The sequence below is a fragment of the Staphylococcus sp. FSL W8-0271 genome (assembly GCF_038006605.1).
GTDB classification, from domain to species: Bacteria; Bacillota; Bacilli; order Staphylococcales; family Staphylococcaceae; genus Staphylococcus; species Staphylococcus cohnii.
Window position 1 is genome coordinate 2,525,443 of record NZ_JBBOVM010000001.1, and the last position, 24,212, is coordinate 2,549,654.

Below are 24,212 nucleotides of genomic sequence, written 5' to 3' on the forward strand. Positions count from 1 at the left end.
CGATTAAATTTATATTGTGTATAAAATAGTCTATATTTCAATTTTAAAGTTGTGGGCGCTTTCTAAAAGTTTACTTACAATTCCTTTATAAAACGAATCATATCTCTACATAATATCCCATTTTCATAAATTTTTTCATTATAATTTCTATCATAAAAGCCTATATCTATATTACACATTCTAAAACCCATTTTTTGATAAAATACAATTTGCCCTATACTAGAATTACCTGTACCAACCTTTATATTTTTGTAACCATTCTTCTTGGCATATTCAAAAGCATTTGCTAGTAACTTTTTACCAATCCCCGTCTTCTGTTTAGATTCAAGTACTGCAATGTTAACTAATTCAATTTTATCTTGATTAATTTTTTGTAATACATAGCATCCTAAAGTCTCATTATTTTCTTTATATACAAAGCATTCACCATTTTTTAAATAATTTAAAATTAAATTTTTTGATGGATCTGCCAATAACAGAAGTTCAATCGGTGCTTCATCTACAGATTTCAACTTTTCAATCATAATTATCACTCTTTCAAAATTTTATATTTTGTGGTTTTTAAATATAATACGAAAACACCCATCAGAAATTATACTGACGGGTGGAAATAGCTAATTTTCTTTTTTTGAATTTTCTTTAAATCCTTTTTTAATATCCTTAATCAAGGAGTCACTACCTGCAAAGTTAGAAAATGTATTCATTAAAAATGTTAATATTTTTCCAATTATGTCCATACAGTATTCCCCTTTACTATATAGATACCTTATTCCCCATAAAATAATCACACATTTAATATGAATATTACTTTATTTTTTAAGTGAACATTATCTTCTATTTTGTTGCTACTAAGATATTGCTAATTAATTTCAGGTATCTCTGTTCTATTGCTTTTATATACAAATTTTATTAATTCTCAAACTCTATAAATCTTGCGAAATTTTTAAATATAAACCCTTATCAACATTTCTGTTGATGGGTTGTTAATTATATACCTGTAAGAAGCGAATATAAAAACTCTCTTAAATATTCTTCACAAAATGCTGCTAATATTATTACTGGTATCACTGCAAATATATAGATTTTGATTGTACTGAAAAGTGATTTTATAACAGATGTTCGTTTACTATTATTCTTATTAAATAGCTCTCTGATTTTACTTCGAATTGATTTATTTATCTGAAACAATACACTTGCAAACATACAGAAACCTAAAATTTCTAGTGTAGTGTGAGGAAATACAGATATGATGTTAGCTATAGCTTTATAAAAATCAATTTTTAATAAAATACCAATCACAATACCTGGCAATATAGAACTATATATCAAATTAAAGAAGTATAAAAATTGAATAGGTATTAGTGAAAGCAAAAACATTTGTAGTGGAACTATAAAACCATTATTTACGATATATATAATAACTGCACCTAGTCCTGAAGATTGTTTAAGAGAACTGGATATATCGTTATCTATACCTTTAATCATTGCTTCCACATTCATATCGATACTATATGTAATTACAATCGTTAAGATCATTATACTCAGACTAAATAAAAATATTTTTAAAGATCTAATAATAAAACCTTTATCAATAACAAACATAGACTTCTCCTTGCATTTTGTGTAGTTCACAACCAAACACAAACTAACATATTAGAAATATGAACAACCTACAGCAGCACGTATTGATGTTTAGAATTGTATTATACATATAACTCATTTCTTTTTTTCATCCATAAAATACAATGACAGTAAAGCAAAGAAAGCACTAACAATCCATAATCCAGAAATATAAAATAAAATAGCTGTTAACCCAGAGAAAGTAATCTTTAAAATTTTCAAATCTTTTTTCTTCATAATTTTCCACCTTTTTTTAAACCTTCTCCTACAAAAACAGATCCTACAAACCCTATTAACCCATTAATCAAAGATGGCCAAAAATTCATATCTCCCATATAAAAGGAAACTAAAAAAATTAATCCTCCAGTCACTATACAAATTATCCATTGACTTAATTTCATAGACTAAAATACTCCCTTCTAGCAACCTTTATTTCAGTTTATTTAATCTTATTCAGAATATAAATATAAAAAATAGGTCAAGTACATAGATGTTTATCCTACATACTACTCCTCATATCAAAAATATTGGGTTACATACTTCTATTCAAAAACCTTTGCGTTTAATTTGTCTGTATACAAAGATGATTGCAACTATTAAAGTTATGCTATCAAGTAGCTTTATAAAAATTGAACCAAACTCTAAAATTTCAATTTGAAAAATTGCTCCTATTATAGGTAACAAAAAATTAAAACTCATAAAGAATAGCAAAATGGCTAATATTATTTGTTGAGATTTTGGAATAATATCTACTTCCCTTTTATATTAAATTGCCTTAGTACAAAGAAATATTGAATAAAATCATTACTTTTTATTATTAGAGTTAGAAGAAAATAAAAATGCACCAAAAAATAATAATGGGAATATGGCAAATAAACGTATGTTAAAAGAATTATCATCAAAAATAATTGGCAAAAAAATATAAATTATAAATGTTATTACTAAAAATATTAGATAAATTTTTTTTTATTACTCATATGTAAAACCTACAAAACAATTGCTATAAATGCTCTAGCAACAACATATGCAAATTGTTTATTAAAACCAAACTTATTAGTTAACCCATTCGCTATGCCATCTGCTAAGTTGCCTTCAAACCCTGTTAAAATATCACAAAATTTATTAATACTTTGATAATGGAACATAACGAGTTTAGTACCAGTTGTATTTTCTATTTTCTTTACCAATTTGTTCCATGCCTTTTCACCGACCTTATTTACAGTAGCTCTAATTGCTTGGGCTCCTGCTTTTGTAGTCATTGTGGCTTTGCCTCTTTCAGCTACACCACCTCTATAATTTTTCACTTGCCATTTTAGCCTTTCAGCAACTGCCGGATCTTTAAAATCACTTTTACTATTATCAATCTCTTTTAAGAGTGCATCACCAATCTCTTTTCTTTGATTCATTTCTTTATCTATTTCACTTCTAGTTTTAGCATTCGCCTTACCAGAATCAATAGTAAAATATACAGGACCAGATAAAATCGCTGTAGCTACACTAGCAGTTAATATTTTTTTAATTTGCTTATTCAATGTTAAATCTCCTTTTATATAATAATTCTCTCAAATTACTATATAAATAACATCTCCAAAATAAGTTTAACAAAATTAAAATTCATTTCAATTAAGGTAGTGTAAAAATTGGTTTTTTGTTGTGTATGAACGATAGTTCACCAACATTTATAAAACCTCTAAAACTACATCCATTAAACAGTAATAACACAGTATCATTCCAAGAACTAACTTTCATTTTTTACATTGTTAACAATTAAATATTTCCATGCTATCCTTATACAAAAAGGTGATAAACAATGAGCTTACTTGTTGCGATAATATTAGGAATCATCATTATACCTATTTACGCTTACTTTTGGGCATCTATATATCGTTGGGAAAATAATAGAAGAATAAAACGTAACAATTTTAAACCTATGACTAAGAAACAATTTAATCTTAATAGTACACGCTATTTGTGCAGCAATCTTTGTTATTATTGCAATCTACTTAAGTTATTTTAAATAAGTTACTTTAAATCCATATTATTGATTAAACAAGATGTTTCTATAAAAACTAACTTTTTGGAATGGTCTTTTGATAAACTTGAGCTATTACATTTTTTGATATTGGCAATTATTAATTTTTTTTACTAATGCAATCGGACTTTTTGTATTTTGGTTATCTAGTCATATTCTAATAATAGACAGATGCTCCATTTTAGCGCATTAGCTCGTAAATTAACAAAATGCTAGAAAAGTTTTGTTGACCTCTTCAATTTTATGGATTGTAAAATTAAACGATCAAACAAAAATCCAATAAATCGTACTCATTACTTACATAAAGGAGCATCATTGTGGATATACTTATAGGAGTCATAATCAAAATAATAGATATAATTGTAGCTATAGTAAGCTTATTTGAACAGGAAACATCAAAGTTATTGAGTAAGATGTTTAGACGTAAAAATAAAAAAGAAGATGAGATAAAAGAATAGGAACAATAACTGTGTCCTTTCATACGTTCATAAAGTATATTAATACCTATTACGTTTACAAAGGGGTATCGCTGTGGAGTATATTATAGGTATAGTAATTAAAGTAATAAATTTCATATTAAGTACAATGCTCGATGGTTACTTGTATTTTAAGGAGTTTATTAAAGAGAGAAAAAAGAATAAGGAATAGCACCACCCCTACGTGTCTTTGCACACGTACGCCCTATTTTAAGGTTGTGAGATACATAGTAAATTTTTAATTAAGTAGTGTTGGAAGGAGTCATATTCATCAAACAAAATAGGAATCAACCAAATTCAAAATTGTTCAAGACAATGTTACCAATCACTGTTTTATTACATTTATTCTTCATTGGTCTATCTATTCACAACATTTTGACTAAAGATGATGTAGTTGCTACATGTTTATCTATATTCAGTCTAATAATCTTCACATCGATGCTGACGCTTGTAGTGAATAAATACATAGAATATAAAAAGCAAAATAAATAGCAAAAGGAGTATTTTTATGAAATTCGGTAAGTACAAATACGATTACAACTATTTACTGATGTCGATACCACTCTTAGTAACATCTATATTTGTACCAGCAGTTTTTGTAGCATTTCTAATCTGTTTAATATGTGGATTTGAGGAACAAAAATAGGAGGATTATTATGAAATTCGGTAAGTATAAAATTGATGAGTTCTATTTACTTTTAATCCTAATATTTATAGCCTTATCTTTATTTGCACCATCTATCATAATTACAGTTGCAATATTGATCATATTAGGGTTAGAGAAAGAAGAATGATATATCAAGGGGGAATGTGGAATGGGAAAATCTTAGTGAGATCAATAATTCATTGAGTATTTTCACAAAATAATTATTATTTAAAGGAGTATTTTAAAGTGAAGAAATTTTTAATCCTTCTATTAACTGGGACATTAGTTTTAGGCGCATGCAATAACGATAATTCTTCAGATAAAGAATCTAATAACAAATCAGACCACAAAACAGAAGAAAAATCCAATAATGATTCCCAAAAGAATAATTCAGAAAACGAAACAAGTGCAAATAATAACACCTCTTCAAACAACAAAAACCAAGAAGATAATGTTGAATCAAATGAGCAAACAGCTAACACTAACAATCAAGATAATGGAACTAACAACAATCAAAAAACTAATACTTCTACGGAAAATAGCGCAAATGATATAGGGGAAGTTGCAGCAATTGAACAAGCTAAAGACTTTCCTGGTGGAGATGTAATTGATGTTCAAAACATTGATTGGAATTCATTCCATATAGATAAAGATAGAACTAATAAAAATGAGTATCATGTTAAATATTATTACAATGGAATTTCAACACCTATGCCATTCGAAATAATCATTGATAGAGAAACTGGCGAAAAATTAGGAGCTAATAATCTAGCAAATAAGCAACAAATGGAAGAATACAAAAGTATGTTGGAGAAAAATGAAAAAGAAAGACAACAGAGATTAAAAGAACTAGCAGAAGAAAACAACGTATATGATAAAAATAGAAATAACCAACAAGATACTAAAGAAAATGAACAACAAACTGAAGAAGATAGTAATCAACAGAATTCTAATAACAATCAACAAACTACAGAAAGTAATAACCAACAAAATAGTCACGAAAACGAACAATAAACAGCAGAAGAGGACACTCAAGAAAACACTGAAACTGAAGGTGACGCCCAACAAGGCACCAACAACAATGATCAATCTAAATGATAACTAACTATTTTTAAGGTAGTACGCCTACCCTAATTATCTTTAAGGAGGGATGACAAATGTGGGTGCGTGAAATCACTAAAAATAACTGTACCGCCTACCGCTATATAGAGCGCTATACAGACCCTTTAACTGGTAAGTATAAAACAGTTATCAGTTACACGTAACAAGAACAATGTACGCAGTCAAAAAGACGCTCAATTAGAATTAAATAAAATAATTGAGCAACGATTGAAGCATAACAGTACAAAGCAGCTTGAGAACTTAACATTCCATGATGCATGCGATGAATGGTTAGAGCATTACAAGACACATTCAGGCTCAAAACCAACGACTATCAAAGAGAAGACAAGTAATGTTAATACAGTCAAAAATGCTATTGATAGTAAAGTACTTATCAGCAAGATTACGCACACCTACTTACAAGACATCATAAATGAATGGGCTAAATCACATAGTATTGGCCATGTTCAATCTCTTGTTATTGTTATTCGTTCCGTTTTCAAATATGCGTTTAAATACTACGATCTTCATGATATTAGGATTTTAGATAAAATAGATATACCTAAGAAAGCTAAGACAAGAATTGAACTACAAGCTAAATGTAATAACTATTTAGAAAATAGTGAAGTAAAAGAGTTGCTTGAAAGCTTCGACTACCTAATTGAGAATAAAAGCCATGATACACGTAAACGTAACTATGAAATGGTTAAAGCATTAGTAGAGTTTCAAATTAACAATGGTATGCGAATTGGTGAGTTACTTGCAATCAAGACAGACAATGTAAACGTTGAGAATAAAACATTAGAAATTGATGGCACAATTAACTGGGTTACTGATGTAGAAACTGGAGCATTTGGCGTTAAATAAACCACTAAAACAAGTAAGAGTTACAGAACAATCGGACTTACAACTCAAAGTATCAATTTACTTCAAACACTCATGCTAGAAAATAAAAAAGAGAATCAGTGGAGTGATAAATTTATTGATAGAGGTTATATATTTACTAATACTGCTGGTAGCCCTATTGACTTAAATAAGGTGAACAATATAATTAAAGAAGCAACCGATATAAGTTCGATTAACAAACGTGTAACAACGCACACATTACGTCATACACACATATCAACACTTGCGCAATTAGGAATAAACCTAAAAGCAATACAAGATAGAGTTGGCCACAGTGACTACAAAACCACATTAGAGATATACACCCATGTTACAGATCAGATGGCTAAAGATATGATGAATAAACTAGAGGGGATACAAAGTTAAATGGAAAGTTTTTTGAAACCAATGTTAAATACGGACAGTCTAATAAAAAAGCTTACTTCTTTAGGAATCCGTTTTAATATACAAGATCACGAAGATGCTAAACATATTTTAAGTGAGAAAACGTACTATTTTAAATTAGGATACTTTAGAACTAATTTCCCCAAAAAAGATGGTAAATACAATATAGAATTTGCATACCTATCTGAATTAGCTTCTATAGATATGCGATTAAGGTACCTTTTAATTACAATGTGTTTAGATATCGAACACATTGTCAAAACAGAAATTTTAAATGATGTTTCATTAAATCCTAACGAAGATGGCTATACAATAATGAGCGATTTTTATAAAAGCGAAGAGCAAAAAAAGCGCACATTTAGAAATGTTATGGAAAAAGTAAGTATTGAATCTAATGGTAAAACTACAAAGACAAAAGTCCCTAAACCTGAATTCAAAAAATATTATGATAACCCTCCAATATGGGTATGCTTGGAACTAATTAGTTATAATCAATTTAATGAATTTCTACAATTTTATCATTCTCGTATTAACGATGCTAAGTATTTCCTTGCTGTTAGATGCATAGGTAATGTGAGAAAAGTTAGAAATGTAAGTGCTCATAATCAACCATTATTAGTTCATTTAAATGATCCGAAATTAGATAGTACTAATAAACTATTGATTGAAGAGTCAATAAAGCATTTCAATTTAAGTTATTCACAAATGAAGTTATTGCCTGTAAGAAACATTAGCGCTGTATTTTTACTACATAAAAAATATTGTCACAACAACACTATTACTAACTTAAAAGACGAACTGATATCTTTTAAATCACAGTTAAATGCTCACAGAAACTATTTTACAACAGAAAAATATTTAAATATGACTATTTCGGCTATCAATAAAATAATTGACTCGTATTTGTAATGGTGCTATCATTGTATTTAACAAAGGAACTCATTATTATGTTCCGCAAAGCATACGCTTTGTTCCAGAATCATAAAAAAGCGCTATTCACAATTTAGTGAATAGCCCTTTTTTTATGCCAAAATTTCATAAATCCCCACACTCTGCGAATTTTTTGCGAACTTTTTACAAATAAAAACACAAAAATAACCCCGTAGGTATATGCCTACGGGGTTTTCAGATACAATATCTATTATTGTTCTTCTTTAACATATGGTAATAAAGCCATATGACGAGAACGTTTAATAGCTAATGTCAACATACGTTGATATTTAGCTGAAGTACCTGTTACACGACGTGGTAAAATTTTACCACGTTCTGAGATAAAACGTTTTAATAATTCTGTATCTTTATAGTCGATGTGTGTAATTCCGTTTGCTGTGAAATAACAAACTTTTTTACGACGACGTCCGCCTCTTCTTGGTCCACCTGCCATGGTAACTGCCTCCTTTTAATAGTTTTTTAATTTTATACGTTCATTATAATTAGAATGGTAAATCATCATCACTAATATCAATAGGGCCGTTTGCATTTGCAAATGGGTTATCTGATTGATTATTGTTTGATGAATTATTATTATTGTTATTATTTTGATAAGAAGACGTATTTTGTCCGGATTGTTGTCCACCAAAATTCTGGAAATTATTATTTTCTTCTTGAGCATGACGCTGATTTTGGTTTTTAGGTTCAAGGAATTGAACACTATCACAGACAACTTCAGTTACAAATATACGACGACCTTCTTGGTTTTCGTAGCTACGTGATTGAATGCGACCGTCAACGCCAGCTAGACTACCTTTGAATAAGTAGTTATTTACATTTTCTGCTTGTTTTCTAAAAACAACGCAGTTAATGAAATCAGCTTCGCGTTCCCCTTGCGCATTTGTAAACGTACGATTTACTGCTAGAGTAAAAGTCGCAACACTCACGCCTGAGGGTGTTGTTCTATATTCTGGATCTTTAGTTAAACGACCGACTAAAACAACTCTATTTATCATTTAAACGACCCCCATTTATTATTTTCTTGTCTTATCTTCGTCTTCACGAATTACGATATAACGGATGATATCGTCTGTGATTTTAGCTAAACGTTGGAATTCGTCAGTCGCTTCATTGTCTTCAGTTTGGATACGTACGATGTTGTAGTAACCTTCACTGAAATCATTAATTTCATAAGCTAAACGACGTTTGCCCCAATCTTTAGTTTCTAAAACCTCTGATCCGTGAGAAGCTAAGATACCGTTGAAACGTTCAACGACAGCTTTTTTAGCATCTTCTTCAATGTTCGGACGAACGATGTACATAACTTCATATGTTCTCATTTTATAATTGCACCTCCTTGTGGTCTATGCGGCTCACCATCATTGTGGTAAGCAAGGAATAATTTTCATTACTCACAATCAAGAATTATAGCACAACGCTTTACATTTTACAATGATTATCAGACGTTCAAAATGACATTTTTGCATCATGTTTCATATGAAACATTTTATCAACTCGGCATCTACAGCTCATAAATTCATATAAAGCGTATATAAAAAATTAGATATTATATTTATTTTTAAATAATTATAAATCAATTTAAAAGTTATTCCAGATAAACTTGATAAATCATTTTAATTCTAATAGCATATCATGTACGTTCTTGATTTGTATCATTAAAATCAAAGGAGATTTATATGACTTCAGTTATTAAAAAAGGATTGCTGTCCATGAGTGTCCTGTTTGCAACTACAATAACATTTAATACTGTACACGCAGCTGAAAATACAGCAAATCAAAAAGGCACAATGGGATATGGTTATCAAAAATATATTGAAAAGCATCCAGAAGAAAAAAATAATGAAACTCAAGAAAGTGCCTTTCGTTCTAATGCCAGTACAACAGCTTCTGGTGAACGTGTCTTAGACATTTCTGAATGGCAAGGTAAACTTTCAGCGCAACAAGTCAAAGATTTAAAAGCAAATTATGATTTCATTATTATTCGTGCACAATATGGTTCTGAAAAAGTCGATGCGGCATTAGAGCATAACTCAAATCTATTAGATAAATATAACTTGGATTTTGGCGTTTACTCTTATAGTATGTATGAAAATCCTGATGATGCTAGATATGAAGCACAAACCTTGTACAATCGTGCGCCTAAAGCTAGTTTTTATATTAATGATTTTGAAGAAAATACTGTGACATCGGGTACCGCTGATGAAAGTACAACTGCCTGGTATGACAAAATGCGCAGCCTTGCTGGAAATAAAAAAATCTTATTTTATTCATATGAGAACTTTATGAAAGAACATGCTTCAGAATCAGTGGGACAATATGATGGTTATTGGCTCGCTAACTATAACCAAGAACAACCAACACAAGAACATGTGTTATGGCAATATACAGATAGCTATGCTTCACCCGAATTAAACCAAAATGTCGATGCCAATTATACGGGACCTGGTGTAGACACATCATGGTTTACATCTTAAGTTTTTCATCTCAGCATTCACAATGCTATTTTGATATGTAAAACTTAGCACAACTAAAGTCATGTCATTTTCACCTCTAACCGATATTCGCATAACCGTATGTATTTATTCATACATCAAGGATTAAGAAGTATATATATTTCAAATTTTAACCTAATGCTAGTTAAATTTATGACAAGCGTATCTATGAATCAAATGAATATTCTAGACTCCCGGCATGCTTACTTTCCAAATTTCTGAAAAAAGCTTACGCGTTACAATTTAAGTAACACGTAAGCTTTTATTTTATACATTAAATCTAAAGTGAACGATGTCTCCATCTTTCATGATATATTCTTTACCTTCTAATCTTTGTTTTCCAGCTTCTTTAGCACCATTTTCACCATTAAATTCTACATAGTCATCATAGCTCGTTACTTCTGCACGAATGAAGCCGCGTTCAAAGTCTGTATGGATAATACCTGCACATTGCGGAGCTGTCATGCCTTTAATGAATGTCCAAGCACGTACTTCTTGTACACCCGCTGTAAAGTATGTTGCCAAACCTAACAAGTCATAAGTTGTGCGAATTAAACGATCTAAACCAGGTTCTTCAATACCTAAATCTTCTAAGAACATTGCTCTATCATCATCATCCAATGTAGCAATTTCTTCTTCAATCTTAGCACTGATGACAATGACTTCTGAACTTTCTTTATCAGCATATTCACGAATAGCTTGAACTTTTTCATTATCTTCATCGCCAATTTCGTCTTCTCCGACATTAGCAATATATAACATTTCTTTAGATGTTAACAATTGTGCTTGATTTACAAATTTTTGATCTTCTTCCGTAAATTCTAAACTTCTTACTGGATTACCTTCTTCTAAAGCTTCTTTAATTCTTGATAAAATGCGAACTTCATTAACCGCATCTTTATCTTTTTGTCTTGCCATTTTTTCTAATTTTGGTAGACGTTTTTCAACTGATTCTAAATCCGCCAATACAAGTTCCATATTGATAACTTCTATATCATCAATAGGATTAACACGACCAGAAACATGTGTCACATTATCATCATCGAATGCACGTACAACTTGGCAAATTGCATCAACTTCACGAATGTGAGATAGGAATTTATTTCCTAACCCTTCACCTTTTGAAGCTCCTTTAACAATCCCTGCAATATCAGTGAATTCAAAAGTTGTTGGGATTGTTTTCTTTGGTTGTACCATATCTGTCAATACATCTAATCTACTATCTGGAACTTCGACAATCCCCACGTTAGGATCAATCGTTGCGAATGGGTAATTCGCTGCGAGCGCACCCGCTTTAGTAATTGCATTGAAAAGTGTTGACTTCCCTACGTTTGGAAGCCCAACGATACCTGCTGTTAGAGCCATTTATTCATTCTCCTTATTTTTCAGTATCTTGATGAGATACTAGTATTTTTTTCAGTTTTTTATTAAATGTTTGTCGCGGAATCATAATGCTTCTTTGACAATTTTCACATTTTATTCGGATATCTGCCCCTACACGAATGATTTTAAAACGATTCGTACCACAGGCGTGTTGCTTTTTCATCTCTACAATGTCATTTAAACCGTAATTTGATGTCATTCTGTCACTCCTCCGAATATTTAAGCATTATTTTGTTGATTAGGATCATATTGTAACATCATCGGCTTAGGTGTTTTAATTTCTTTTTGCTTAAACAATTTCAATATTTCTTTTCTTAATATACGCGCTCCGGAAGCACCTTCGCCCGGAATTGTTTCAGCAGATACACTCAATACAATTTCATCTCGACTGATTGAATTGATACCAACAACTTGCGGTGTAGAGATAAACAAATAATAATTTGTTTGTATCGATTGAAAATGGTCTGTTAAGACATTTTCTACTTGATCAATATCTTCCTCTACTGAAACTGGGATTTCGACAATTGCTTCACCATTAGTCACTGAATAATTTGTAATCTCACCCATGCTGCCATTTGGTAATGTCGTTAATTCACCTGTAATGGTATTTATTTTTGTTGATCTTAAACCGATGACTTTAACTGTACCTTCTGCAACAGTTGTACCACCATTATTTATTTTAACATAATCTCCTACATCAAATTGATTTTCAAATATAATGAAGAAACCAGTGATAATATCTTTAACAACTGTTTGTGCACCAAAACCAACAGCTAAACCAACAACCCCAGCACTTGCAATAATACCTTCAACACTAATACCAAACTTGCTTAAAATGGTTGTTAACACTATAAACCATACCACATACGATACGATATTTTTAACTAATGATATTAATGTTGCTGAACGTTTTTTATTCGCCTTTTTACCTTTATTTTGTATTTTGAAAAATTGTTCTATTCCTTTATTAATAAAACGCAATACTATCCACGCTACTATGATATAAATTACAATCATAATTAAATTGGAAATTAGCGTTTGATATGTTTCGGGTTTAGTTAAAGGTTCTATTAAGGAATACATGATACTTTTGATTTGATCCAATAATATTTCCTCCCTTAGTCAAAGACTCTTCTTATTCTATTATAATTATTTAAACTGTTAAACACATCCAACTTCCGACTAAATTTTAAATTTATCTGACGAATAAACGTATCATTTGGGGTATTTATCTACTTTTATTTACATAGAAAGCATGCTACAGCTTGTATGATTATAACCAGAAGCTCCCATATTATCATTACTCACTTTATACTATCAATTTTTAAATATAGTTTATATAATTTTTACGTTTAATTAAATTTAAATTATGTAATTTAAAAAAGACAAAAGAAAAAGAACCATAATTTAAAATTATGATTCCTTCACACTCAGTAAGTAATATTACTACAAACGTCTCTTGAAATAAAGCACTTCCTCAGTTTTTAGATATCACTTTCATCAATAATTTTCTTTATTCTACTATTTTTTTCTCAAGATTATTATAAAGTTTAAATATCATGACACGTTCACCTGTTTTAGAACTTAAATCTGTGTGAAATCCTTTGACTGCTTCACCAGTAACTGAAAAAACAATATCGTCAAGTGCCTCTATACCAGATTCTACGAGTTTAGATCTCGTACGTTTAATTGTTAATAATCCTTCATGTGTCTCACAAACTTTATATTCAGCTTGTGTCAACACACCCTGTAAAGTAACAATAATCATATCACGCAAAATATCAGTTTTCACAGACAGTGAGCCACGACCAAGAAAGTCTTTTTCCCATTGTGTAATTGCTTTACTGATTTCAGACTCATAGGTACCTTTTGTTGTTTTCATGTCGAATGCATCTCCCATAGAATCAAAATTAATTGTTGTATTATTTAATAATGCTAACATTATCATTTTTATAAATTTTTCTCCATAGTTATGCGCAATTACCTAGAAAATAATTGGATAAATCATATAAAAGTCATATACTTATTGTTTCCATGAACAAATCTAAACAATGCTGTTTAAGTTAATCAACTGACCAATGTTGCCAACCACCAAATTCATCAATACTTGCCAATTTAACCCAGCCATTGTGTACCTTTTGATAAAAATCCTGATGTTCATTTAATAGCTGTTTAATATAATCATTGGGCGCGTGCACGACAATGAGTAGCCTAATGGGAGAATGATACATTTTATTGTCTGACGACATTACAGATTGCCAAGGTAGACCCGTCAACAAATCACTCGCATTACCTTGCATAACACCTATACCTGCCGTAATTGTCTGTGTTGTTTTACTACCGCTACCATAATAATGGGGTGCGACAGTTGAGGCGTAATACTGTAAATTAATCCATTGTGCCACAGTAGCTGGGCCGCTGATGATATTTGCTAAAAGACTACCATCATTGTCTTGTTGCCAATCATAATTGTGTAAAAATGCTCGTCCTTTTAAGTCACTGTTTTTTGTTAAATCACGTGGACCTATAATAAATGAAGCGTTTTTCGCTAAGCCCCATTCCGGTCTAATCTCACTCCAATCGTTTGATAAACGATGTGCTTCTTTGATTGGATCTTGTCTTGAGATATGATTATCTGGTAATGCTTTCAATCGTTGTGCATTTGCTCGATAAGTAATGCCAGACACTGCAGTTTGAATTTGATTCAAAGCATTTTGCGCAGATTTTGACATTGTTGGTAAGTATATCCAATTTAATTCATCCGTTGATGTTTGGTGTTCTGCTGCCGCAAAGACAGTGTCTTCTGGAATGACAATACCTCTCTCATTTAACGCTGTTCTAACTTCAGTTAAGTTACAAAGCTGAGCTAATACCTTCGCGTTAAACCCGCTCGCTGCACCACCACACGCACCACAGTCCAGTGAAGAAGCATATGGATTGTTCGCACTTTGACTGCCATGCCCACACAGTACGATTAACGGCGCAAAATCTAAAGTCAATCCCATTAAGCGCAATGCTTGTTGCGCATAATCTACTTTTTCTTCATTTGTAAAACCGATTGGTATCCCCTCTTCATTAATATTACGATGCTCTAAAGATAACGCTGTGTCATGTGGTTTTTGTAACCAACTATCATAAAACTTTCGTATCAATTGACCTATTGGTCTCGGCGCGAAACTTCGTGAAAACATTTGAAGCGATAACCAAGGGCCACTTAATTCTGGTAATAGTAGACTCGGCAAAGCATTTTGCTTCATTTTTTTAAATGTATACGTAATCGATTTTAGTATATGTTGATGCTGACGAAAGGTTGTAGGTTCTTGCTCATTTGTGTATTCTTTAATTTTATGTTGTGGCGGGTTCATCACAGGTAAAGACGGGTGACTATGTGATTGACCCAACTCTTCTTTGACAATTGGCAAACCAAAAAATCCCGCAATACCGATTGTTTCAAATGCACCAGCCGCTTCTATTTGACGTCGAAAAGGTTCCGAGCGTACATCTATACAAAATGCCATTTGTACTTGTGGCTTTTGCGTTTCTTGCTCATTATTTTTATGTGCGGTCACGGCATCTTCCAATTGATGCTCATATGTTGCTTCCCAAGCCGTTAATAAAATTTGTCTACGCGCTTGTTTTTCAAATTGTAATGCAAAATCTATATAAGCGTTTTTTTTAGATTTAGATAGTTGTTGCCATTGTTCTGTCGTAAACATACCAATAGTAATCCAATGTTCTGCAAATTCATCGCGTTCATATGCTGTTGGATTCTCTGCTGAATTCACAGGTAAATAAGGTTCAACAATAGCCCATTCTATACCAAGACGAATGGCTAAATAAGACAATAATATTTGATCAGTATTAGACGCTTGTTCATCTTGCCATAGCATCATACCAGCCCATCCAGGTAATGATAGTAAATGATTTTCCAAATATGTTTGATACTGTGCCTCAGCAAGACCCAGCTTTTGTAAAACCATATGAATAAGCGTTTCAGCTTGATTTGGCAATGTTTTCAAGCGTGAACGTTGTTGTTTGCTCAATGCTGGATCATGTTGTACTAAACGTTGCCATGCAAAGAATAAACCCTTTTCTCTATTAGGCATCGTCCATCCTGATTGCGCATCATCTAAATATAATTTGCACCATTTAATAACGTGATAATCTACAATATCTATTAATCGTCTATCATCTTTATCCGTAATATATGTACTTACTAATGGCACACTATTAGTTTCATCGTCTAAACTTATTTTTTCATTATGTTGATTGACTTGTCTTTTATTTTCAGAATGACACGTTACATCTACAATATTAGACAAATCTAGCATCGCTCTAGCATAACTTTCAGCAAATTGTCTATCTATCGAGACTACCGATTGATTTAACCATTCTTGTAAGTTAACTTCAATCATATCTTTATCAATTTCGTCACGCTGATATGCCTGTTCAAACATATACATTGTAGGATAGATATCTACGTCACGGACATTTTTTAACCATTGTGCCACATTTTTAAATTCATATTCCTCTAAATTTGACCAAGGGTTTCTTGCAGCAAACACAGAAATAGGCGATAAAGGAACGATAACTCTACTTGCTTTAGAAATTATTTGATCGATATCGTCGTTGCGCTGATTTTGGTTTGTCATTTCTTTATGCTTTCCCATTTAGTGCCCTCCTTTTGACAAATAAGATTTTAAATAATTAGGATGACGTTCAACTGTTTCAACCTTTGCATCTCCTAAACGAACAATCCACATATACAGAATTGAAAATACGACAGAAGACCGGTGACGTGCTACCCAGGTACTAATTAAACTCCCCAACAATAAAATGACTGCTACGGTAATAACGATAAAAGTAGGTGGTTGTACGCTGTGAATTGTCAGAGTATGTAATGCCCCTGAAAAATAATGATGCACCACAAAATAAACTGCACCTACAACAATGAGTATCGTCATACCTACAACACGGCCAAAGTTGCCTTCACCAAAAGCTACTAACTGTGTCCATGAGACAGATAAAGACCATGCTAAAATAAGACCGCTCACTAGACGATAACTTTCTTCTGGCGCACTCAACCAAAAACCGAACCCAATCAAGAACGCTAAAATACGACCACTGATTATCCATACATATGACATTCTTTCATTTGCACGACTCGGTACACTAAAATGACGCACTGCCGATCCAGAGCGTAAGAATAAAGTCGCTTTGAATAACCCATGTAAAACCAAGTGAATGATTGCAGGAATATAAGCACCTAATGCACATTGAATTAACATAAAGCCCATTTGGCCTATCGTAGAACCCACCAATAATCTTTTATAATCCACATGCACTAAACTAATGCCTGCACCAAGTAATACGGAGACACTAGCAAAAATTAATAAAATTACAGATGCAATGTCGCCACTAAAAATGCCTGAAAATCTGGTTAACATAATACCACCTGCATTAACGATACCAGCATGCATAATCGCAGAAACTGGTGTAGATGCTGCTACAGATTCGATTAACCAACGTTGAAAGGGCCATTGTGCCGCTGGAATCATAACAGCTAGTACAATGAGTAAATTAATACCAAATTGTGCCAAACCATTAATCATGGATAGATGTGCTTCATTTAAAGCTACAGAATAGTGCCATTCACCGGTAGATAATCCAATCCACAAAACAGCACTTACTAACGCAACCCAACTCAACAAGAATAATCTACCTGTTACCTTCGCTGCTTCACGTGTAACTTTCCAGGCACTTGTTAAACTGATCAAAATCGTAAGTCCTAATAATGTACATCCCCAACTGATTACCATAATTCTCATATCCGCAGTTAACCAAGCAAATGATGCGAAGGTAGTCGTAAAAGTAAATAAAGTGAAATATTTTTTATAGCTTTTATCACCAGCTAAATAACGAATACAATAGCGTTGGATGATCACACCAATGATGAGGACAAAACCAACCATGAGCCAAGATAATACGTCAGACCGCCATATACCTATCTCTATATTTTTCTGTGACAATATAAGACCTAAGCTAGCCACAATTGCCGGTAATGCTACGATATAAATATGTATTCGTGCATATTTAGGCGATATTTTTTTTATTAAGAAAAAGAGACTACTTAAAATTGAAATAATTAGCGTTAAAAATAATAATGTTATAAAAATATGCGCGTCAATCACGATTATCACCTTACCTTCTGTACTACGACATTTAAATTTATAATAGTAACAAAACACTTAATTTAAAATTATATTTCCCACGAAAAAAGCCGACAATTAATAATAAATCGATACTGACTTATTATCATTGTCGGCTTCATTACAACGCACATATGGTGAGTGTTTTGCTTTGCTACCTATTATATATTCATTTATTTTCAAATATGTTGATTTTACATTTTATACGTTAAGACGTACAATCTCTTATTTCTACTACTATTTATTCACTTTTTCAATTTGCCAATACACACTGATTAACAACTTGCTAAAGCTTTAATTACATAGAAAACATAGAAAAGTATGCCTAAATTTTTAACTTTTAATATTATCAAGATATAACGATTATTCGTGTTTGTCAAGATAGACAGTATGTTAAGCTTTGTTCATTATAGCTCTTTATATTTAAATGCTTGCTTAGAAGCAATAAATGAAAGCGCCATAACGATTAAGCCAATTATAGCAAAAATGCCACCATACCATAGGTTTTTAGTCATTTCTCCCATAAAATTATCTGTATTTGATAATATGGCCATACCTACAAAATAATAAACAAAGAATAAAATAACTACGATAATGGATACAATCATAAATATGACATTTGATTTTTCTGCACCCATTTTAAAAGTAAACGGAAAAATAAGTGAATACAACGCGATAAATCCTGTACCAAGTAACGCTGAATTCACTCCACTTACAATACTACTCGCAACAATTGCATTAATCACAAGTGACACCACCATACCTGTTAATGCTAATAAGCTATAAAATGCAAAATGACTACTCACGTAAGTGTTTCTGCTATAGGGTAATGTAGAAACAAAATACATCCACTTTGAGTCTTTTTCATTTTTTAAATTATCTGTAGCAGGTGAAACTAAAAATATCATAGGCATGAAACTAGCCATTAATGGATTTGTAAAAGAGAAAAATAAACAAATTGGAATACTTAACAATAAATATGTATATATTGATTTTTGGTTTGTAAAATAATAACTCAGTAAGTAACCCTTCATGCTAATTCTCCTCTCATTAATATTTTTGTGGCATCATCAATATTTTTTAATGGCTGCGCTAGCTCTACATCTTTATTTTGATTTACAAGTGCTTTTCCTGTTCCTTTATGTAGGCGATAAGCAACAACATTACTGTGATTAACATCAAATTCCCCTTCTTCAAACGAAACAATGCCATAATCATTTAATAATGTATCTTTGTGCTCTTGTAATAAAATACGCCCATTTTTCATAAATATTAGCTTATCTGCAAGGGTTTCTATATCTTCCGAAATATGTGATGAAATTAAAATACCATTACCTTCATCAACAAAATCTTCTAATATTTCCAGCACTTCTTCACGGCCTGAAACATCCATTCCTGCTGTGGCTTCGTCAAGGATTAAAAGTTTACTATCGTGAGACAGTGCAATGGATATTGAAATTTTCATACTCATACCACGAGAGAAAGTCTTAATTTGACGTTCTTTTGGTAATTCAAAATTCTCCAACATTTCAAAAAAATGTTGTTCATCCCATGTGCGATAAATATTAGAAAACACTTTACTAATTTGTTTTGCGTTAAGTTTATTAGGCAATCGAAGATCATCAAATACAACACCTAGATGTTCTTTATAAGCATAGTCATCGCGAGAAATCTGTGTATCAAAAAATTGAATATCCCCAGCATCTGCAAAGCGATTTCCCACTAATGTATTAATCAACGTAGATTTACCAGAACCGTTTTTCCCAATAAGTCCTACCACTGTATTGGGTTCGATGGTTAGATTAATTTGATTTAAATTAAAATCTGAATCAACGTAAGTTTTATTTAAATTTTGTACATTGAGCAAATATTCCATGATAACCCCCCGTATTTCATTTTTTGATAAAATCTCAAACTTTCACATTAAATCACTTTCTAAATTAACATAATACACCTCGCTATAATACACAATACATTTTTAAAAAATATTTATTATTAATTAAATATATATCTAAAAAACAATAACTAAAGCCATTCACCGTTAATTGTATTTAAAATGGCCACATCGTTCCATCCAACAAAGATAATTGGGGTTGAATGGGATAAAAGGCTGAGACAATTCTTTTGCCCCAGCCTATTACATGTCATATTTATACATGAACTATAATGTTTACGCTTTTCTAGCCAACTTGAATAGCATGAACTGACGAAACTTTTTAATAAAAGACAATGTCTCTTTTTACATCTTTTTAAAATATTACTTAATAATATCAATAAGTTCTTTCTTAGCTGCTGAACGTGCCGGAATCCAACCAAATACGATACCAATTAATGTAGAAACACCTACAGCAATGAGTACTGAGCTTAGACTAACCGCACTCTTGATATAATCTGGTGTTACTGCATCTACCAGGCTTGCGACAAGTATACCTATGATTAGACCAATGATACCGCCAATCACACATAGTACAACACTTTCTACTAAAAACTGGATTTCAATATCTCGCGCTTTTGCACCAAATGCACGACGAATGGCAATTTCCTCTGTACGCTCTGTCACTGAAATATACATCACGTTCATAACACCGATACCAGCGATAAATAATGAAATACCTGCAACAGCAGCCACAAAGTAAGTAATACCATCAAATACTTTATTAATATTTTTCATGAATTCTTCCATATCTGTGTAACTATAGTTACCATCACCTGCGCCTGAACCTTTTTTATTTAATTCTTTAGCGACTTTGTCTGCGACTTCTTTCTTGTCAGCACCATCTGCTAATGATAATTGGAGTGACGGAAAATCTTGCGTTAATTGTCCCATATATCTATCAAATGTATTTGCAGGCATATTAACAGCTGATGTATTCATAGGATCGTTTACAATGCCTACAACTTCGAACCCTTGATCATCAATATATAATGTTTTACCTATCGCATCGTTATTGAATACATCTTTGGCAATTTTGTCATCGACTGTAACGACTTTTTTGTTCAGTTCATTATCGTCTTCATTAAAGCCTTTACCTTTTTCTGGGCTAGTCATTTCTTTTTTCTTTAAAATACTGACGTCGCCTTTTTTCTGGGCATTCGTCATTTTTGCAGAATAACCCTGATCGTCACTTTCTTTGATTTTGGCATCTGTAACACCATTTACTTGTTTAGCAATATCTAAATCTTGCTGGCTAAAAGGATTATCTTTCGCACCTTCACCACTACTCGTCATATAGTTAACCGTAGCAGAATCTTTGCCTGCACCTGTATCTTCAAATTGTTCTGATGCCGTTTGTTTAAACCCATTACCTAGAGACATAATCGTAATGACCGCAGCTATACCAATGATGATACCAATCATAGTGAAAATATTACGACGCTTATTCTTTAAAATGGATTTGAATGAAATGGCGATGATATTCGATAAATTCTTCATTCAACCACCTCTTCTCTTTGGACACGACCATCTAGTATATGAATAATACGATCTGCCTTATCTGCTACTTTGCGATCATGTGTTACGAGAATCATCGTTGTGCGATGCTCTTTATTTAATTTCATAAATAAATTGATAATATCTTCAGACGTCTTAGAATCAAGTGCCCCTGTAGGTTCGTCAGCAATGATAAATTTCGGGTTATTGATGATCGCACGTGCTATGGCTACACGCTGTTGTTGCCCACCTGATAATTTGTTAGGTACTAAATTTTCTTTATCATATAGTCCCACATCGTGTAATGTATTGATTACTTTTTCTTTACGTGCTTGCGACCCTAATCCTGCATAAACTAACGGAATACTCACATTTTCCAATATCGTATTGTTTTGAATTAATTTAAAGTTCTGGAAAACGAAGCCTACTGTTTTATTTCTAATTTCTGCCAATTCATTATCCGAACTTTTTTTATAATTCTCATTATTAAACAAATAATCGCCTTCATAGCCTCGGTCAATAAACCCTAATATGTTAATGAGTGTACTTTTACCAGAACCCGAAGGCCCCATGATCGCTATGAATTCTCCTTCTTTAATGTTGATATTGATATCTTTCAAAATGTGATTTTCTTCATCGCCGTTTTTGAAATGTCTATTGATATCTACAAGTTCTATCATGATGACACCTCAACTTTGTCTCCATCATTCATAGATTTTTTAGGGTTTTTAATTAATTTGTCACCTTTTTTCAGACCCTCTTTTACAAAAATTTCACCGTTTACTTTATCAATTTTAATATCACGTTTTTCAACTTTATTGTCTTTACCTAATACAAAAACATTATTGTCTTTAGTTAATACTGATTTTGGTAACTTAATGGCATCTAATGGCACTTCAACTTCCATGGAATAGCCTGCACGTACAGGAATATCAATATCACTAATTACAATTGTATATTTCGATGAATCTGAATCACTCTCGCTGCTAGGATCAGAAACTGGATTAGAAGTTTGAGCACCGCCGTCTTCCTCACTACCTGAGCCAGCTGCTGCTCCGCCTCCAGATTTACTTAAACTTTCTTCGTAACTTTTTGGCAACTCTGAGATTTTCTTGATTTCGCCTTTACCTTTTTTACCAGTACTTGTTACTTTAACATCTACTTTGTCGCCTTCCTTAATCTTTCCCAGATCAAATTCAGTCACAGTTGCTTTAATTTGTGGTTCATCTGCAACAAGTTGTAGAACAGGCTCTCCATCAGAAACGTTCTCTCTATTTTTAATATCAATTTTACCGTCAAAAGCAGCATAAATACTGTCGTTCACTTGACGATCATATTGGTTAAGCTGTTGTTGTGCTTCCGCTCTCTCATTTTCATCTTTTGCATTGTCCACTTTATCAACTAATTGTTGGCGTTTATTATTATTAATTTCATAATTGATGAGTGGGTCACCTTGTTTAACTGATTGACCATCATCAACTTGTGTACTTACATACGTTCCCAATTGACTGTTGTTATTATATGTTTTAACTGATTTAGGTGAAGCTTTACCTTCTAAATTGAGTGGACTTTCTTTCTCCACTTTATATGTATCATAACCATCTTTCTTGTCTGAGCTACTATTCGCTTGCTTTAAAATTAATGCAATTGCAATTAATACGATAACGACAATAACACCGATAATCCACATCCACTTTTTCTTCAATATTAAAACACTCCTTTAAATTATTATTCATTTTAGATACTATCATAATCACACAACAAAAAATATAATGCATAACATTATTTTATATACAATATTTTTCGGTAAATATATACCTAACAATATTGTAATATTAACAATAGTAATCAAAAAGATTTTATTTTTTAAATTTTATTTAAAGTTTTTCTTAAAAGTGTTTTAAAATATTGTAGGTAATGTTATGCTTTGGAAAATAATATATATAGGGGGCAAGGGATTCATGGAAAATTCTAACTTACCATTCGCTCAACATTTTTCAAAATTACGTGAACAACCTAAATGGGGACTCAAACTAATCATTGCAATAGTCGTTATTGCACTCTCAACTGCTGTAGGTGCTATGTCAATTGATTACAATGAAATTTATCAAGATGCAGGTACAAGCGCTCAAGATATGGGTAATATGCAAACAATTGGCTTAATTACTGGCATCGTTGGTGGTACAATTGGTAGCATTATTGGTATTGGTATTACATTTTTAATCTTTTTAGTTATTTCTAAAATTATGAAATCTGATGCAACTGCAAAACCTATCTTTTCTGCAACATTAAGTTTTACTATCATTACTGGCATCGTTGGTTTAATTATTATATTAATCCAATGGATTGCTGGTTTATCGCCTACAGATTATAATATTGCAAGCTTAAATGTCTTTGATAAAGGCAACCAAGTGTTAGGCGCATTTAACTTACAAACACTAATCAGCGCATATGTATTTGGCATTATGCTCTTTGCAACGAATCGTTTGTCTAAAAAAGCTTCAATTATTTGGGCAATTGCATACATCGTTGTATCAGTTGGATTTGCCCTAATCGGAGCAAGTTTCCAATAATACATATAT

The 24,212-nt window shown here is 31.9% G+C and carries 26 protein-coding genes and 1 pseudogene; 7 read left to right on the plus strand and 20 right to left on the minus strand.

The genetic code is table 11. The features are described 5' to 3' along the window. Positions 1-74: 74 nt before the first annotated feature. The 6 genes from NST87_RS12455 to NST87_RS12480 form a co-directional block, all read right to left on the minus strand. Positions 75-524 carry a GNAT family N-acetyltransferase gene (locus tag NST87_RS12455; protein WP_019469859.1) on the minus strand — a complete coding sequence of 150 codons (450 nt, stop codon included), beginning with the start codon at positions 522-524 and terminating at the stop codon, positions 75-77. Between the two features lie 90 nt (positions 525-614). Then, entirely contained in the window at positions 615-737 is a 123-nt protein-coding gene (locus tag NST87_RS12460; protein ID WP_019469858.1) for a hypothetical protein, read from the minus strand. Positions 738-987: 250 nt separating this feature from the next. Next, entirely contained in the window at positions 988-1,602 is a 615-nt protein-coding gene (locus NST87_RS12465) for a stage II sporulation protein M (protein WP_040030357.1), read from the minus strand. A gap of 114 nt (positions 1,603-1,716) precedes the next feature. Continuing rightward, positions 1,717-1,857, minus strand: a complete 141-nt coding sequence (locus tag NST87_RS12470) for a hypothetical protein (RefSeq protein ID WP_019469856.1) — start codon at positions 1,855-1,857, stop codon at positions 1,717-1,719. Then, positions 1,854-2,021: a hypothetical protein gene (locus tag NST87_RS12475; protein WP_019469855.1), complete on the minus strand. Its 168-nt coding sequence runs from the start codon at positions 2,019-2,021 to the stop codon at positions 1,854-1,856. The genes NST87_RS12470 and NST87_RS12475 overlap by 4 nt, the downstream gene beginning before the upstream one ends. Before the next feature lie 585 nt (positions 2,022-2,606). Beyond that, entirely contained in the window at positions 2,607-3,152 is a 546-nt protein-coding gene (locus NST87_RS12480) for a hypothetical protein (protein ID WP_019469854.1), read from the minus strand. Positions 3,153-4,636: 1,484 nt separating this feature from the next. Between NST87_RS12480 and NST87_RS12485 the strand changes: the two genes are divergently transcribed. The 5 genes and pseudogenes from NST87_RS12485 (at position 4,637) to NST87_RS12505 (ending at position 8,074) form a co-directional block, all read left to right on the plus strand. Continuing rightward, positions 4,637-4,774, plus strand: coding sequence for a hypothetical protein (locus NST87_RS12485; protein WP_019469851.1), 138 nt, complete (start codon positions 4,637-4,639; stop codon positions 4,772-4,774). A 10-nt stretch (positions 4,775-4,784) separates the two neighbouring features. Beyond that, a complete protein-coding gene (locus NST87_RS12490) occupies positions 4,785-4,922 on the plus strand; it encodes a hypothetical protein (RefSeq protein ID WP_019469850.1) in 138 nt (45 codons plus the stop codon). 98 nt (positions 4,923-5,020) lie between these two features. Then, positions 5,021-5,788: a hypothetical protein gene (locus tag NST87_RS12495; protein WP_019469849.1), complete on the plus strand. Its 768-nt coding sequence runs from the start codon at positions 5,021-5,023 to the stop codon at positions 5,786-5,788. A 143-nt stretch (positions 5,789-5,931) separates the two neighbouring features. Beyond that, a pseudogene (locus NST87_RS12500) lies at positions 5,932-7,147 on the plus strand (tyrosine-type recombinase/integrase). Beyond that, on the plus strand, positions 7,148-8,074 hold the full coding sequence (locus NST87_RS12505; RefSeq protein ID WP_019469845.1) for an Abi family protein: 927 nt from the start codon (positions 7,148-7,150) through the stop codon (positions 8,072-8,074). It abuts the pseudogene before it with no gap. Between the two features lie 232 nt (positions 8,075-8,306). Here the strand turns inward: NST87_RS12505 and rpsR are convergent, their stop codons facing one another. Genes rpsR through rpsF form a run of 3 tightly spaced genes read right to left on the minus strand, consistent with a single transcriptional unit; the run spans position 8,307 to position 9,435 of the window. Next, positions 8,307-8,549 carry a 30S ribosomal protein S18 gene (gene rpsR, locus NST87_RS12510; RefSeq protein WP_002484306.1) on the minus strand — a complete coding sequence of 81 codons (243 nt, stop codon included), beginning with the start codon at positions 8,547-8,549 and terminating at the stop codon, positions 8,307-8,309. A 49-nt stretch (positions 8,550-8,598) separates the two neighbouring features. Further along, complete coding sequence (gene ssb / locus NST87_RS12515; protein WP_019469844.1) at positions 8,599-9,111, minus strand: single-stranded DNA-binding protein; 513 nt, start codon at positions 9,109-9,111, stop codon at positions 8,599-8,601. 18 nt (positions 9,112-9,129) lie between these two features. Continuing rightward, the gene (gene rpsF, locus NST87_RS12520; protein WP_019469843.1) at positions 9,130-9,435 is read right to left on the minus strand and encodes a 30S ribosomal protein S6; all 306 of its coding nucleotides are present in this window, start codon (positions 9,433-9,435) and stop codon (positions 9,130-9,132) included. A gap of 357 nt (positions 9,436-9,792) precedes the next feature. Here rpsF and NST87_RS12525 point away from each other — a divergent pair, with 357 nt between their 5' ends. After that, the gene (locus NST87_RS12525; protein ID WP_019469842.1) at positions 9,793-10,590 is read left to right on the plus strand and encodes a GH25 family lysozyme; all 798 of its coding nucleotides are present in this window, start codon (positions 9,793-9,795) and stop codon (positions 10,588-10,590) included. Between the two features lie 285 nt (positions 10,591-10,875). Here the strand turns inward: NST87_RS12525 and ychF are convergent, their stop codons facing one another. From ychF to NST87_RS12580, 11 genes are all read right to left on the minus strand, one after another. Then, positions 10,876-11,973 carry a redox-regulated ATPase YchF gene (gene ychF, locus NST87_RS12530; RefSeq protein ID WP_019469841.1) on the minus strand — a complete coding sequence of 366 codons (1,098 nt, stop codon included), beginning with the start codon at positions 11,971-11,973 and terminating at the stop codon, positions 10,876-10,878. A gap of 13 nt (positions 11,974-11,986) precedes the next feature. Beyond that, positions 11,987-12,190 carry a DUF951 domain-containing protein gene (locus NST87_RS12535; RefSeq protein ID WP_019469840.1) on the minus strand — a complete coding sequence of 68 codons (204 nt, stop codon included), beginning with the start codon at positions 12,188-12,190 and terminating at the stop codon, positions 11,987-11,989. A gap of 20 nt (positions 12,191-12,210) precedes the next feature. Beyond that, positions 12,211-13,095, minus strand: coding sequence for a mechanosensitive ion channel family protein (locus NST87_RS12540; RefSeq protein ID WP_115041330.1), 885 nt, complete (start codon positions 13,093-13,095; stop codon positions 12,211-12,213). A 409-nt stretch (positions 13,096-13,504) separates the two neighbouring features. Continuing rightward, a complete protein-coding gene (locus tag NST87_RS12545; RefSeq protein WP_026034821.1) occupies positions 13,505-13,873 on the minus strand; it encodes a DUF2294 domain-containing protein in 369 nt (122 codons plus the stop codon). A 181-nt stretch (positions 13,874-14,054) separates the two neighbouring features. Further along, complete coding sequence (locus NST87_RS12550) at positions 14,055-16,661, minus strand: DUF2309 domain-containing protein (RefSeq protein ID WP_340721756.1); 2,607 nt, start codon at positions 16,659-16,661, stop codon at positions 14,055-14,057. Further along, positions 16,662-18,191, minus strand: a complete 1,530-nt coding sequence (locus NST87_RS12555; protein ID WP_340721757.1) for an NADH dehydrogenase subunit 5 — start codon at positions 18,189-18,191, stop codon at positions 16,662-16,664. A 416-nt stretch (positions 18,192-18,607) separates the two neighbouring features. Beyond that, positions 18,608-19,234 (minus strand): ABC-2 transporter permease, encoded by a 627-nt coding sequence (locus NST87_RS12560; RefSeq protein ID WP_040030360.1) that lies wholly within the window; start codon positions 19,232-19,234, stop codon positions 18,608-18,610. Beyond that, positions 19,231-20,076 (minus strand): ABC transporter ATP-binding protein, encoded by an 846-nt coding sequence (locus tag NST87_RS12565; RefSeq protein ID WP_019469834.1) that lies wholly within the window; start codon positions 20,074-20,076, stop codon positions 19,231-19,233. Before NST87_RS12565 ends, NST87_RS12560 begins: the two co-directional genes overlap by 4 nt. Before the next feature lie 381 nt (positions 20,077-20,457). Further along, complete coding sequence (locus NST87_RS12570) at positions 20,458-21,633, minus strand: ABC transporter permease (RefSeq protein WP_019469833.1); 1,176 nt, start codon at positions 21,631-21,633, stop codon at positions 20,458-20,460. Next, entirely contained in the window at positions 21,630-22,310 is a 681-nt protein-coding gene (locus NST87_RS12575; RefSeq protein WP_040030361.1) for an ABC transporter ATP-binding protein, read from the minus strand. The genes NST87_RS12570 and NST87_RS12575 overlap by 4 nt, the downstream gene beginning before the upstream one ends. Beyond that, positions 22,307-23,335 (minus strand): efflux RND transporter periplasmic adaptor subunit, encoded by a 1,029-nt coding sequence (locus NST87_RS12580; protein WP_340721758.1) that lies wholly within the window; start codon positions 23,333-23,335, stop codon positions 22,307-22,309. Before NST87_RS12580 ends, NST87_RS12575 begins: the two co-directional genes overlap by 4 nt. Positions 23,336-23,591: 256 nt before the next feature. Here NST87_RS12580 and NST87_RS12585 point away from each other — a divergent pair, with 256 nt between their 5' ends. Then, positions 23,592-24,203: a YIP1 family protein gene (locus tag NST87_RS12585; RefSeq protein ID WP_064264370.1), complete on the plus strand. Its 612-nt coding sequence runs from the start codon at positions 23,592-23,594 to the stop codon at positions 24,201-24,203. Positions 24,204-24,212 lie beyond the last annotated feature (9 nt).